The 12,170-nt window shown below is 65.0% G+C and carries 10 protein-coding genes and 1 pseudogene; 6 read left to right on the top strand and 5 right to left on the bottom strand.

All coding sequences use genetic code 11. The annotated features are described in order from the left end of the window. Window positions 1–121 precede the first annotated feature (121 nt). Window positions 122–490, bottom strand: coding sequence for a hypothetical protein (locus tag ACKY0W_RS21985; RefSeq protein WP_409435818.1), 369 nt, complete (start codon window positions 488–490; stop codon window positions 122–124). 619 nt (window positions 491–1,109) lie between these two features. Here ACKY0W_RS21985 and nhaA point away from each other — a divergent pair. The 4 genes and pseudogenes from nhaA to ACKY0W_RS21965 all read left to right on the top strand — a co-directional run bounded on the left by nhaA (window position 1,110) and on the right by ACKY0W_RS21965 (window position 5,761). Then, window positions 1,110–2,267, top strand: coding sequence for a Na+/H+ antiporter NhaA (gene nhaA / locus ACKY0W_RS21980; RefSeq protein WP_409435817.1), 1,158 nt, complete (start codon window positions 1,110–1,112; stop codon window positions 2,265–2,267). Window positions 2,268–2,674: 407 nt separating this feature from the next. Then, window positions 2,675–2,851: pseudogene (locus ACKY0W_RS21975) on the top strand (DUF4236 domain-containing protein); the annotation flags it as partial. Window positions 2,852–3,130: 279 nt separating this feature from the next. Then, on the top strand, window positions 3,131–4,375 hold the full coding sequence (locus tag ACKY0W_RS21970) for a hypothetical protein (protein WP_409437926.1): 1,245 nt from the start codon (window positions 3,131–3,133) through the stop codon (window positions 4,373–4,375). Window positions 4,376–4,870: 495 nt separating this feature from the next. After that, window positions 4,871–5,761, top strand: coding sequence for an alpha/beta fold hydrolase (locus tag ACKY0W_RS21965; RefSeq protein ID WP_409437890.1), 891 nt, complete (start codon window positions 4,871–4,873; stop codon window positions 5,759–5,761). A gap of 25 nt (window positions 5,762–5,786) precedes the next feature. Here ACKY0W_RS21965 and ACKY0W_RS21960 read toward each other — a convergent pair whose 3' ends face one another. The 4 genes from ACKY0W_RS21960 to ACKY0W_RS21945 all read right to left on the bottom strand — a co-directional run bounded on the left by ACKY0W_RS21960 (window position 5,787) and on the right by ACKY0W_RS21945 (window position 10,488). After that, window positions 5,787–6,803 (bottom strand): CobW family GTP-binding protein, encoded by a 1,017-nt coding sequence (locus ACKY0W_RS21960; RefSeq protein WP_409435816.1) that lies wholly within the window; start codon window positions 6,801–6,803, stop codon window positions 5,787–5,789. A 58-nt stretch (window positions 6,804–6,861) separates the two neighbouring features. Beyond that, complete coding sequence (locus tag ACKY0W_RS21955) at window positions 6,862–8,379, bottom strand: serine hydrolase domain-containing protein (RefSeq protein ID WP_409435815.1); 1,518 nt, start codon at window positions 8,377–8,379, stop codon at window positions 6,862–6,864. Between the two features lie 44 nt (window positions 8,380–8,423). Then, on the bottom strand, window positions 8,424–9,407 hold the full coding sequence (locus ACKY0W_RS21950) for a PE-PPE domain-containing protein (protein ID WP_409435814.1): 984 nt from the start codon (window positions 9,405–9,407) through the stop codon (window positions 8,424–8,426). 82 nt (window positions 9,408–9,489) lie between these two features. Next, window positions 9,490–10,488 carry a PE-PPE domain-containing protein gene (locus ACKY0W_RS21945; RefSeq protein WP_409435813.1) on the bottom strand — a complete coding sequence of 333 codons (999 nt, stop codon included), beginning with the start codon at window positions 10,486–10,488 and terminating at the stop codon, window positions 9,490–9,492. Between the two features lie 289 nt (window positions 10,489–10,777). Between ACKY0W_RS21945 and ACKY0W_RS21940 the strand changes: the two genes are divergently transcribed. Both ACKY0W_RS21940 and ACKY0W_RS21935 read left to right on the top strand, forming a co-directional pair. Beyond that, window positions 10,778–11,761, top strand: coding sequence for a PE-PPE domain-containing protein (locus ACKY0W_RS21940; RefSeq protein WP_065041914.1), 984 nt, complete (start codon window positions 10,778–10,780; stop codon window positions 11,759–11,761). Window positions 11,762–11,825: 64 nt separating this feature from the next. Then, complete coding sequence (locus tag ACKY0W_RS21935) at window positions 11,826–12,158, top strand: helix-turn-helix transcriptional regulator (protein ID WP_065041934.1); 333 nt, start codon at window positions 11,826–11,828, stop codon at window positions 12,156–12,158. Window positions 12,159–12,170: the final 12 nt, after the last annotated feature.

Genomic DNA, 12,170 nt, shown 5'->3' with positions numbered 1-12,170 from the left:
ATATTCTCAGCGCCGGTGCCACGTGCTTGTCACATGTCTCACGAACGTGTCGTACAGATATGTGTATATGTCAGGACGGTCGGCGTTCGACTGAGGAAGCCCGGTGTTGTGTTGGCGACGACTACGCCTGACCCAAACTCGGGCGGTAGTCAGCCGCCTCAGACTCGGCAGCAAGCAACGCACCCAGCTCACCCTCCTGCTGGGCGACAAACACACCGATCACCTGCCGGCATACCTCCGGCACGCTCACCCCACGTATATCCGCAATACGTTTCAGCCCGAACAGCATTGACGTAGACACATGAAACTGAACAGCGAACTGACCGCATGAACCATCCTCAGGCGGCAACCCCGGACCCACCACCACAGGTTCATCAACCCCGTACTGGCCCACCTCAGCACCCCGAGCCCGCTCGACAACCCCACCACGATCGCCGCCACCAACGCCGTCGGCCGGATCCCGGAACTCCTCATGACTGAACAAACCCATTCCGCCTACGCTAGACCCCGCAGAATTTCACTGCAGCCTCCACGCGAATCGCCGGCTTCAATTACGCGACCCCTCAAGACTTGACTGCGGCCAGCAGATGCGGCCAGAGGCTCGGATAGATCCGACATGGCGTGATCTCAGCACCGTCACGGGACAGAACAATGGCGGACGGCGCGCGGGCGTAAATGATCTCGGTCGCGCCGGTTAGGTCGCCGACGGGGCACCGCCGAAGAAATGACACTAGCTTGAGACAAAGCGAGGTGACATCACGTGAGACAACCTGCATCGCCGCAGGTCTGACTGTCGTCACATGACACGGAGCGTGGAACTGGGGGGTCTCCGCCGATGTCATTTTCTCAGCGGTGATGTCACCTCGATGTCACTTGTCTCAACTCGTGTCACTTGGGTGAGGACATCGGGAAGGTTCGATAGCCGATTAGCTATCGCGAGCTTGACGGCGGCAAAACTTTCGCCAGCCAACAAATGCCTGCTCGCCAATGGATGAAGGCGCAGGTGGCCGTGTCTGGCCTGTTCGTGAAGGCTCGCTACGATCGTCACGCCGCCGACCGCCGGCGGATGCGTCGGGAAGTGAGCACGTCACGTGCGGGTAGTGCGGCGAATGTTTGGTTCACAGCTGGCTCCCGGGGTGGCGCTGCTTGTAGCGACGGCAGCCGCTTTGATATGGGCCAACTTGGCCGCCGACACCTACAGCAGCTTCTGGGCGCTGGAGTTCGGGTGGTCTGGCCTGGGGCTGCGCATGGATGGGCAGCACTGGGTCAACGACGCTCTGATGACGGTGTTCTTCTTCGTCATCGGTCTAGAGCTGAAACACGAACTGACGCAGGGGTCGCTGGCCCACCCACGACGCGCACTGGTCCCGGTCATCGCAGCAGTCGGCGGCGCGGTGGTGCCGGCCAGCATGTTCTTAGCCATGACCTGGGGAACCGATGCGGCAACAGGCTGGGGTGTGCCAATGGCTACCGATCCTGCATTCGCGGTCGGCGTGTTGGCGTTGGTAGCCCCCCGCGCCCCAGCGGGATTGCGGGCCATGCTGCTGGCGATCGCCACGGTCGACGACGTGCTGGCGGTCTTGGTGATTGCCTTCGGCTACGCGAATGGCCTGGCCTGGGGCTGGCTGGCAGCGGCGATAGCTGGATGCGCGCTCGTGGTAATCATGCGCCGCAGCGGTGTGATCGCCATCTGGCCGTATCTGCTCGTCGGAGTGCTGGTGTGGTTCGCCACCTTCCACAGCGGCATCCACGCCACTATCGCCGGTGTGGTACTGGCCTTGTTGACACCGGCGGTCCCGGTAGCAGGCCGACCAATCCTCACCGATCTACTGCGAGTAGCGGGCCCGGTGAGTGCCTTCGTGGCCGTGCCGATCTTTGCCCTCGCCAATACCGGCCTGCCCCTTGGCCACTCGACACTGAGCGAGGCTGCACAAGCACCGGTTTTCTGGGCAGTACTGCTGGCACTTCTCGTCGGAAAACTTCTCGGCGTGGCCGGTGCTACCGCGGCTACCGTCGGCTGCAAGCTCGGCCACCTGCCCGACGAGGTCCGCCCGGGCCATGTGGTTGGGTTGGGCTGCATCGCCGGACTCGGCTTCACCGTGGCCTTGTTTGTCACGGACCTCGCCTACACCGACACAATCATGATCCAGCACACGAAGATCGGCATATTCGCAGCGTCGGTGCTCGCCGCAATCACCGCCGCAATCACCCTCGCGGTCACCGATCTGCGGAATCGCTCCATCGCACGACCAGCTAGTCAGCACTGACCGGCGGCGTCCGCCCGTCAAGGGATCGGAACGCCCCGTTTGCTTCAGGAAGATCGATGTCCTGCCAAACCGCAGTCGCCGCATTGGGCTGACTAGGAATCGTGACGATCGGGGATCGGTCCATCACGTGACGCGAGTACGGCGCCGGGGGCTCGAGTCCGTTGAGGGTCAGGCCGCACTGGCGGTGCCCCCGCGGCCAGCGCCGTCGGGCGGGTGGCCCCCAGAGCCACCACCAACAGCGTCAGCGCCCGTGCGAGCGGTGCTGGTGCCGTTTCCAAATCCCGGATGAGTTGGCCAGCTCGAACAGCTGAGCACAGCCGCGCGCGAGTACGACGGCGGAGGTCCAACTTTCTAGCGGAACGTCCGGTGGCGTCAAGCGATAGCTGGTAAGCCAGTTTCATCGGCTGATGGATCCGACCAGGCGACAGGGGAAGCGCGTGGGTTTCTACGTTCGCAAGAGCATCAAGGCGGGCCCATTCCGGTTCAACTTGAGTAAGTCGGGGCTAGGCATCAGCACTGGCGTACCCGGGTTCCGAGTGGGTGCCGGGCCCCGGGGCAACTACGTTCACATGGGCCGCAATGGGATCTACTATCGGGCGTCGCTCAGCGGCGGTCAGCGAGCTGCGGCATCTGTACCCCCGCATGCCACGGAGCCCTCCCCGGGCGCGCGACTCCCGGCGTACAGTCCTGGTGAAATCGTCATGGGGGATACCACCGGAGTGACCGCGTTCACTCTGGAGCCCACGGGGCCAGATGACCTCGTCCAGCAGCTAAACACCGCTGCAGGCCGCTTTGTGTGTTGGTTGCCCACTGCCATAGCTGGCGCGCTTATTGCTCTCGCTAGTCCAGGAATTCTGGGATTGGTGATCGTGGTGCTCCTGATCCCGGCTTGCACGTGGCTTTACTTCAACGATCAGGGTCGTCGCACAGTCGTGCTGTTCTACGAAGTCGAAGATACGGCCGAACAGTGGTTTCAGGCCCTGGTCAACCAGTGGCCATGGCTGAGCCAGTCGCGACGGCTCTGGCGCATTACCGAATCTGGCGACGTCAATACCCTCTATCAGTTCAAGCGCAACGCCGGGGCCTCGCGATTGGTGGGCACCCTGGCGGCGACCGCTGGGGTTGGTGGTCCTGCGGAGCTCAAAACCAACATCGAGGTTCCATCCATCGTGGCCGGCCAATCTGCCCTCTATTTCCTTCCGGACCGACTGCTGATGCGTGACGGCAAGCGGTTCGCCGACATCAATTACGAACACCTGCAGGTCTTTCCGAGCACCCAGCGATTCGTCGAATCCGATGAACCGCCCGCGGATGGAACAGCAGTCGACACCACGTGGCTCTACGTCAACAAAGGCGGTGGCCCGGATCGCCGATTCAACAACAATCGGCAATTGCCCGTCATGCTCTACGGCCGGATTGCTCTGTCCACCTCAACCGGGCTGCGGTGGATTATCCAGATCTCCCGTCACCAGGCCGCGGAGCCTGTAGCCCGGGAGATTTCGAACGGATCCCAGTTCGCCCACCAGGTCAATCGGACGCAGGACCGAGCCATTTCGACGAACGCCGCACAAATAGTGGCACGCGCCGACCAGCAAAATGCGCTCTTCCTGAAGGGCGATGCGCAAGGCATCTACGGCCAGTTTCCGCCGGAGCCGCTCGAGGACGCCGTAGGCCAGGACGAGGTCGGGCCCACGCCGAAGCTGAAACTCGTTTCCCGCACCGGAAAGCCCCGGTTGTGGCGAGACCATCCAGGGCGTGACGAAATAATGATTCAAGTCGATATCCGGCCGGTTATACCTGATACTCGTTGGTGGACGTACTTAATGAAAGCTGTTGCCGATCAACAAACAAAGATCCAACTCGGCGCTGTTGCTCGTGGCGGCATAGCGACTTCAGCAGAGAATATTGCGGCCGTTCCGGCGAGCATCGCGGCGATAGATGCAGCAATTGCGAGCGCCAATGAGTCCTTCGTCAGCGCTGTTGCGCGGGACGAAGTGGAGAGCTACGTGGCAGCGCAGCGGTCAGCCAGACTGGCTAAAGCTCATGACCTCGCTGAACTCGATCTGGAGAGCCTGTCGGAGCTATTGGCTAAGCCGGACCCGGACTAGTTTCCTCTCGACGTGGCACGCGGTTGCGTCGCTTCGTGGGGCGACGGTATGGCCGCCTCAATGGCCTGGGACGGCAGCACAGCCTTTGGGCAGCCGGCGATAGGTTCGGTGCACGTCACTCGGCCGGTCAAGATCGCCTAATTCTGCAGCGTCGCAACCGCCGCAACTGGCGGCGCATGCCCGCGGCCGCCGACTATCTCCGGGGCTGGGCGCGGAACCTTCCTCGAGCCGGGCGCGAACATCCTCGGTGTCGAGGTGCGTGCCAATCGCAACACGTTGGCTTGGCCGCGGCCCCGGCATGTCGGTGTGGATCACCGCCGCTCCGGCATAGGGAAGTCGAGGCCAAGCCGTGAACCGGTACTAGCTGACAGATGGCTGCAGACCGCACCACCTCGCTAACCTCGATACGTGCCAGAGTCAACGACCCCCCCACCCGCACGAGGGCGTCCTCGCGAAGATCGAGCCAGCTCTGACGGCGGCGATGCCCCCAGCCCGATCGTTCTCGATGTAGAGGGCTCCGGTGTCCAACCGCCGGTTACCCCACGGGTGCGTCGGCTGTTCTGGCTACTGGAGCGAATCGCGCCCGCGATCGGGTCACGCTGGGCGCTGGAGCTGTGGTGCACCCCGCCGGTCCTTGAGTCCAGCCTGCGCATGCCGCCCGGCGTCCCGCCCGGCGAGCCGTTGGAGGCGCACTGGGACGGGCACCGGATCGTCGGCGAGTCCTGGGGCGAGGGGCCGCCGGTCTACCTGGTGCACGGCTGGGGCGGGCGTCGTCCACACCTGGGCATGTTCATCAAACCCCTGGTCGAATCCGGGCACCGGGTCATCGCGTTCGACCTGCCCAGCCACAACGAGTCAGAGCCGGGCGTACTCGCCCCCGGTCGCACCACCGCCATCGAGTGCGCCGAAGCTGTCGCCGCCATGATCCGGACCCACGGGCCAGCTCGCGCGGTGGTCGCCCACTCCCTCGGGGCCAACGCGACCGCGTTCGCGGCGTCGTGGGGCGCCACGGTCGGACGGTTGGTGTTTCTCGCGCCGATGGGTGAGTTCCCGGTCTACCTGGATCTGTTCGCCGCGCGCCACAACTTCGGCCGCCGGATACGCGCCGGCCTGCATCGCCGCCTGGAACGCCGTATCGGCATGCCGCTCGAGGACACCAACATGGTCCGGATCGCCGAGCGCACCGACTACCCGCCGCTGCTGCTGATCCACGACCCCGATGACCCCGACACGCCCTATGTGACGAGCGAGAAGGTCGTGGCGTCATGGCCGGGCGCACGCCTGATGACGACGGCGGGCCTCGGCCGGTTGGCGCATTTCCGCATCTTGAGGCATCGCCCCGCGATCCGCGCGGGGATCGACTTCATCGGCCCCGCAGCGGAGTGAAAAACCCTGGTTGTACGGCTGCGACCTAAATGCTGTACTGCCGCAATCGCTGCAACCGCCGCATGCCCGCGGCGGACACCTTCTCCCCGGCGGGCCGCAGTGCCTCTTCAATCCGGGCGCGAACGTCCGCGGTGTCGAGATGCGTGCCTATCGCGACGAGGTGGCTGGCCCCTGAGCTCGCCGCCGCGGTCACCACGTGCACGGACGTGCCGACGACGTTGACCAGGTAGTGACGCTTGCCGATCGCCACCGTGCCCTTCATCCGGTAGACCCCATGCGGCGGCTGTTCGAGCAGGTCGATGAGCGGTCCCGGGTCAACGGCGCCGTCGCCGACGACGGTCACCGAGTCCGCATGCACGTGGTCGTGGTGCTCGCCGGCGTCGTCGAGGAGCAGCTCCCGAAACGACATCTGCCCGGACTCGCCGCCGTCGCTGATGTCGTAGAGCAACCGGGGATCCACGCGTCCGGCCATCGCACCCACCACGTGAGCGTGGGGATTGAGTTCGCGCACGCGGGCTTCCACCCGAGCAAGGGCTTCTTCGCGGGCGTCCTCAGCGATCCGATCGAGCTTGTTGACCACGACCAGGGAGGCCACGCCGTAGCGCTGCGGCGGGGCCGACTCGGTATCGACCGTGTCGAAGTGTTCCGCTACGTCGATGACGTCGACGACACCGCCGTGGCGTATCCGCTCCACCCCGCTGAACCGAATCACCCGCGAGACATCCGCGGGTTCGGCCACCCCGCTGGCCTCGATGATGATCGCGTCGAGCGCCAGCTTCGGGTCGGCCAGCTTCTCCAGCGCCTCGTCCAGTCCGCCCTCATCCGGCAGGTGGCAGATGCACCCACCGGCGATCGACACCGGCTCGTCGACCTGGCCGGTGACCAGGCCGGCATCGACGTTGAGTTCGCCGAAGTCATTGATAATGACCCCGATTCGCGCCCCGGGGGCGCGCAGCACATGGTTGAGCAGCGTGGTCTTTCCCGCCCCGAGGTAACCCGTCAGCGCGATGACGGGGATAGTGGGAGCGTTGCGATCGGCCACCCGGCCATTATCGCCAGGTGCGCGCGGCCGGCTGTGACCACGGGTAGAAGTTGACCCGTCAGCTGCCGTACAGATGCAGCGCCCGGCCGGTCACGGTGGCCACGTCGCCGCTGAGCCCTGCGATGGGCGGTCCGCCGCGCTGATGGATCACGTTGGCGAGCACGATCACGTAGGTGTCCGACCCCGGGTCGATCCACAGCGTCACTCCGGTGAACCCGGTGTGCCCGAAGCTGCCGATCGGAAAGATCATCCCGCGCGGCCGGGAGTGCGGCGTATCGATGTCCCAGCCGAAACCACGGAGATCCTGTCCGCTGATCGCCGGATAGTGCGCGGCGAGCAGGGGGTCAGTCGTATTGGGCGACGTTGCATTGTCCTGTTGCGCAGCGGCGTTCGCGGCCACGAGCTGGGCTGGGTGGTGCCCGGGTTGCTGGGGTGTCGTCATCAATTCCAGGGTCGATTGCCGCAGCGGAAAGGGGCTCGGGCGCCCGGCCAGCCGATCGAGGAGGGCCTGGGCGTACCTGCCGATATCGGCGGCGGTCGAGAACACTCCTGCGCTGCCGGCCACCCCGCCCATGCGGCGTGCCGTCGGATCGTTCACCGTGCCGCGCAGCAGCTGATCGAAGTCCGGGTTGATCCCGGGGGTGTCCTCGTCATGCGCCGTGGGCGCGATGCGGGCCAACAGGTCGGTGCTCCAGCTACCCGACGGGCACTGGCCGTCGGAGGGTGCGCTCGCGTCCAGTGCAATAGCGGTGCCGCGGATCTGGTGGGGCCCACAGGCTTTGGTGGCGGGCAGGTAACGGGTGTCGGTCATGCCCAGCGGCGCAAAGACGTTGTCCTGCACGTAGGTGTCCAACGGTTGGCCGGTCATCGTCTCGACCAGCACGCCCAGGATGATGAAGCCGATGTCCGAGTAGTGAAAGATCTCGCCGGGACCGAACTCCAGCGGTGCGGTCAGTGCCCGATGAACACCACCCGCCTTGTCCGCCTCGGTCAGGCCCCACGGCCCCTGGTGGCTCAGATCGCCCCCGATGCCCGAGGTGTGGGTGAGCAGCATGCGTAACGTCACCTGGGCGCGCCGCGGATCGTTGGTCTCGTTGAACTCCGGCAGGTAGGTCTGGATGGGTTCGTCGATTGCCACCCGGCCCTGTTCATACAGTTGCAGGACCGCGACGGTCGTCGCGAGACATTTCGTCAACGACGCGATGTCGAAGATCGTGTCCTCGGTCATTGGCTCGGCCGGTGAGGGCGAGCCGTCAAGAGCGGGTTCGTCTGCGAGCCTGCGCGCGCCGAAAGCCTGGCTGAAGGCGATCGTGCCGGCGTGCCCGACCCGGACTACCGCACCCGGCAGCCGGGGAACCGCGACCGCGTCGTTGATCAGCGCAGAGATCGGCGCGACCAGCTCCTCACGAGGTAGGTAGGGCGCATCCGCGCGAGGTATGACGGGCACCGTGGCGGACGGGGTGCGGGCCGGCGGCGGCGGATGCCCCGGCTGGCTGCACGACGGGACCGCCCCAAGTATGAGCGCGACGCTTCCCACGGCGCAGGCGTGGGTGATGCGCGATCTCGACACCGTCACAGCATCGACGGTAGCCAGCTGCGAGGAGCGTCGCGACGGCCGCGTTAAACCTCCGCCGGGAACCAGAAGTCGAGAGTGTCTTCCACCCCGCCCCAGTCGATGCCCAGCCAGTCACCGAAGAAGTCCTCGATGTTGCCGAAGACGCTGTAGAAGGACGCCACCAGCGAGTAGAACAGGCCCTCCCACCAGCCGCTGTCGATCAGGCCGTGGGGCCACGCGTTGAGCCAGGCGCCGAACTGGTCGAAGTCGCCGGAGATGTTGATGTCGGTGAGCAGGCCGTCGATGGTCGCCGTGTGGTTGGCCACCTGATCGGGTGTGAGCCCCAGATACATCATGTGCTCGTAGAGGATCCCCAACGCGGAGGTGGACGTGTGGTCGGCGACCGGGTCGCCGGGGATCGTGTACACGGTTGTGGTAAACGCGTTGGTCGGGGTCTGCAGACCGGACAACAGGCCGATGTCGAAGAAGTCGCCGGGTGAAGACCCGCCGCTTCCTATTGGCTGCAAGTCATCACCGGCATCCAGCGGGTTGCCGATGAACACGAAGTGCAGCAGCGACGGGTCGATGCCCTCGTGAGCCAGCTGGGCCATCGCGATCGAACCGGCCGTTGCGCCCTGCGACCAGCCGAACACCCACAGCGGGTGGTCGGCGTCGTAGGCGTCCGGGTTGGCGGCGAGTTGGGCGTGCACCTCCCGCACGATCTCGGCCGCTCCGACAAAGCTGCTGTGGCCCTGCTGAACCAGTGCGGGGGTGGACAGCAGCAGCAGCGGCGCGTCGCATCCCGCGGAGCCGACCAAGCATGCACTCGCGTCGTCGTCGAGGTCGAACCCCAACGGCCGCAGGAAGAGATCGGCCGCGGTCTGGGCGAATGTCGCAGACGGTGTCGACAGGATCGTCGGGCCGACGAAGATCGCGGTGTCGGCCAGCAGGTTCACGTCGATATGCGTGGCGTGCACTACCGGAGCGGACAGCACACCGCCCGCCACCGTGCTGGCCACCGCGATCGGCGCCAAGGTCTTGGTCAGCATCGTGGGACGTCCGTTTACCACTGGCTTGCCGCCTTTCCGAATCATTCGCGAATCACAACCTCAAAATCGGTGACGAGTGGCGCTAGGCCGTCGGGAACCAGTAGTCCAGGGTTTCTTCGACCCCGCCCCAGTCCAGGCCCATCCAATCGCCGAAGAAGTCCTCGAGCTTGCCGAAGGCGCTATAGACGAACGCCACGGCGGAGTAAAACAGGCCATCCCACCAGCTGCTGTCGGCCAGTCCGTGGCCCCACGCGTTGAGCCATGCGCCGAACTGGTCGAAGTCAGTAGAGATGTTGATGGTGGTGAGCAGGTCGTCGGTGGTGGCGGTGTGGTTGGCCACCTGATCGGGGGTGAGCCCCAGATACATCATGTGCTCGTAGAAATCGCCGTACGGCGAGGTGGACGTGTGGTCGGCGTTGGGGTCGCCGGGGATCGTGTAGATCGTGGTCGTGAATGCGTCGTTGGGCGTCTCTTTGCCGTACAGCATCCAGGTGTCGGAGAAGTTGCTGTGCGCCGAGCCGTCGTCCTCCATATGTGGATATTTGCCGTCGGGAGCGGTCGGGTCGCCGATGAACACGAAGTGCAGTACCTGCGGGTCGACGCCGTCGTGGGCCAGTTGGGCCATCGCGATCGAGCCGGCGGTGGCGCCCTGGGAGTAGCCGAAAATCCACAGCGGATGCTCGGCGTCGTAGGCGCCCGGATTGGCGGCGAGTTCGGCCTGTACCGTCCGCACGATCTCGGCCGCACCGGCAAAACTGCTGTGTCCGACCTGGATAAGGCCCGGGGTGGCCAGCAGCTGCAGCGGCGCGTCACAAGCGGCAGACCCGATGAGACACGACGCGGGGTCGTCGCCACCGTCGAAGCCCAGCGGCCGCAGGAACAGGTCGGCCGCGGTTCGGGCGAATGTCGCAGACGGCGTCGACAAGATCGTCGGACCGACGAAGATCGCGGTGTCGGCCAACAGGTCGACGTCGACCTGCAGGTTGACATCGGTATGCGCGGCATGGACTACCGGGGCGGCGAGCACACCGCCTGCCGTGATGCCGGCGATCGCGATCGGTGCGCAGAGCTTGGTCAGCATCGCGGGGCGTCCTTCACCACGGGCATGCCGCCTTTCCGAATCATTCGTGCCAGACCTACTCCGATGGTCATAGCTAAAAATCACACGAGTAAATCGAAAGCTAAACCTGAGGGCGATCATGGCAGGGTTAATCGGAGCAAGTCAACGGCTCTCGGATCAGATCGAACGTGCTGGGCAACGGCGTTCTCCCGGAGCGGTATGCCAATTGACGTGTCTGCGGCGAGGCTGCCACTATGGGATCTTCAGGATCTCTTCCCTACCTCATACATAAGCCTTAGGATACTCGGGCATGAACGCAACCAAGGTTTTCGCGCCGCTTGCTGCCGCAAGCGTGATCGCGGCCGGCGTCGCCGGAACCCCGGTCGTCCAAACGGCGCACGCGCGCCAAGTAGCCCTGCTGTCGGACACTGCGATCTTCGTCGGCGGGACCATGCTGACCACGCCGTCGGCGCAGTTCGCCCACACCGCGGCCGATCTGTTCCTGCAGCCGCTGGGCTTCGACGCCGGCGACGACGCGAGCGTGTGCGTGATCGGCTCCGCCGGCTGCGATTCTGCGCTGCAGGTGCTGACCACCCCGCAACTCATCCTGCAGGGGCACAGCAGTTTCGCCGGGGCGGCACTGATCGTCCAGGCTGTGGAGGCCGAATTTGCCGCCAACCCCGGCGCCTACGACGAAGAGCACCCACTGTGGGTCTTCGGCTACTCGCAGGGCGCCACCGCCGGCTCGATCGCGATGGCCCAATTGGCCCATGAGGGTGTCATCCCGTCGGGGGCGTTGCACTTCGTTTTCATCGGTGATCCGTCCAGTACGACCGGCGTGTGGTCGGATCCCTCCGGTGCCACCAACACCTCCGACCTTTACCCACTGCTGAACGGCTTCCATACCCCCAACGACGCCTTCACCACCACCATCTACGAGTTCCCCGGTGACCCCGTTGCCGACTACACGTCGAACTCCATGCTCGGATTGCTCTGGGAGCACGTCATGTACATGGGCCTCACGCCGGAAGAGGTCGCCAACCACACCTTCAGTACCGACGGGTTGATCACCAACATCGACCTCTCCGGTGACATCGACCAGTTCAGCACCTGGATCAGTGCGCTGACTAGCGGCGGGTTGATCGAGAGTGGGGTGTTCGTGGGACTGGTCAACTCGATCGTGGAGATGATCTACAACGCTTTCGGCAAGATCGAGGAGTTCTTCACCGATTGGATGGGCATCGACTGGGGCGGCGTCGAGGACACCCTCGACTACTGGTTCCCGGCGGTCTGATCCAAGCCGGCTTCGCCGGCTCTCCCCTTGACAATGTACAACCAATCGGTTGTACGATTATCGGGTGATCACGCTCGACGACGACCGGGTGGACGCCCTGTTCCACGCACTTGCCGACCGCACACGACGCGACATCATGCGCCGGGTGCTGGCCGGCGAGCACTCGGTCTCCGACCTTGCGGTGAAGTACCAGATGAGCTTCGCCGCGGTGCAGAAGCACGTCGCCGTCTTGGAGAAGTCCGGCCTGCTCACCAAGCGCCGCAGCGGCCGCGAGCAGTTGGCCCGCGGTGACGTCGCCGCGGTGCGGTCGGTGGCGGCCATGCTCACCGAGTTGGAACAGGTTTGGCGTGGTCGCATCGCCCGTATCGACGAACTCATCTCGTCCGAGGAGCCCTAGGAGGCCCGCACC

It is taken from the genome of Mycobacterium sp. SMC-14, assembly GCF_046250075.1.
Lineage (GTDB): Bacteria > Actinomycetota > Actinomycetes > Mycobacteriales > Mycobacteriaceae > Mycobacterium.
The sequence above is the reverse complement of the archived record's forward strand: the minus strand, read 5'-3'. Positions and strand labels throughout refer to the sequence as shown.

Excerpts from the sequence above, each read along its gene's own strand:
- ACKY0W_RS21940 (WP_065041914.1), top strand. The coding sequence starts at position 10,778 with ATGAACGCAACCAAGGTTTTCGCGCCGCTTGCTGCCGCAAGCGTGATC.
- nhaA (WP_409435817.1), top strand. The coding sequence starts at position 1,110 with ATGTTTGGTTCACAGCTGGCTCCCGGGGTGGCGCTGCTTGTAGCGACG.
- ACKY0W_RS21985 (WP_409435818.1), bottom strand. The coding sequence starts at position 490 with ATGGGTTTGTTCAGTCATGAGGAGTTCCGGGATCCGGCCGACGGCGTT.
- ACKY0W_RS21945 (WP_409435813.1), bottom strand. The coding sequence starts at position 10,488 with ATGCTGACCAAGCTCTGCGCACCGATCGCGATCGCCGGCATCACGGCA.
- ACKY0W_RS21950 (WP_409435814.1), bottom strand. The coding sequence starts at position 9,407 with ATGCTGACCAAGACCTTGGCGCCGATCGCGGTGGCCAGCACGGTGGCG.